This is a genomic window from Flavobacterium sp. GT3R68, from assembly GCF_007109225.1.
Lineage (GTDB): Bacteria > Bacteroidota > Bacteroidia > Flavobacteriales > Flavobacteriaceae > Flavobacterium.
Genome location: NZ_VJZK01000035.1, coordinates 1 through 1177, shown reverse-complemented (window position 1 = coordinate 1177; position 1177 = coordinate 1). Strand labels below are relative to the sequence as shown.

1 protein-coding gene is annotated in these 1177 nt (G+C 37.6%); it reads left to right on the top strand.

Features of this window, described 5'->3' with window-relative positions; genetic code table 11:
* Nucleotides 1-80: 80 nt before the first annotated feature.
* Nucleotides 81-1177 (top strand): carboxypeptidase regulatory-like domain-containing protein (locus FNW07_RS13675; RefSeq protein ID WP_370511516.1); only part of this gene is annotated, 1097 nt, incomplete at its 3' end.

Here is a 1177-nt window from a genome sequence, read left to right as displayed (position 1 = left end):
CAAAAGAAGATACAACAGTGTGTGTCGTGGGTTACACCGGGGTTTAAGAAGCTATATATTCTGGTGCAGGAGGAAACGAAGTGGGAGATGGCGGTGGTAATTCGAGATATTCCTATGATGGAACAGCGCTGTATTCAAACAAAATCGTATTTGCTTCAGCTAGAGATACCGGAAGTTTAGGACAGAGAAAACACACTTGGACCAATCAATATTTCACCAATTTATATTCTGCCGATTTAGGTGATAACATGATTCCTGGTGTTCCACATAAGTTTGATGCAACTATAAATTCGAAGTTTCATGAATCTACTCCTGCCTTTACAAATGATGGAAAAACAATGTATTTTACCAGAAACAATTATCTTGATGGTAAAAAAGGAAAAAATGGAAATCAGATTACTTTAATAAAAATATACAAAGCCAGTTTCGAAAACAACCAGTGGACAAATATAACTGAACTTCCTTTTGACAGTGACAATTACAGTACGGCACATCCTGTTTTAAGTCCAGATGAAAAAACACTGTATTTTGCTTCTGATATGCCTGGAACATTAGGACAATCTGATTTATTTAAAGTAAAGATAAATGACGACGGGAGTTTTGGAACCCCTGAAAATTTAGGAAATACTATCAATACCGAAGGAAGAGAAACCTTCCCGTTCGTGACTGACGAAAACGAGATTTATTTTGCCTCAGACGGGCATCCCGGTCTTGGTGGTCTGGACATATTTGTGTCTAAAATAAATGCAGACGGTACTTTCTATGAGGTTCAAAATGTAGGGGCGGATGCCAATTCCCCTAAAGATGATTTTGCCTATTTAATTGACACTAAATCCAGAAGAGGCTTTTTTTCCTCCAATAGAGATGGGGGGCAAGGTTATGATGATATTTATAAATTCCTGGAAACCAGAAGACTTACTTGTGAACAATTATTGTATGGAGAAATTACCGATTTAGCTACCGCTGAAGTCCTGCCAAATGCAAAAATAACTTTGCTTGACGATAAGCTCAACCTTATAAGCACTGCTGTTTCAGACGAAAAAGGCAACTATTCTCTCCCGGTAGAATGTGGCAAAAGATATAGTGTAAGAGCCGCAAAAGAAGAATATACCACCAAAGAGCAAATAGTTACCATTCTTAAAGAAAACGGAAAAACACATTTACCTTTTGCGTTAGA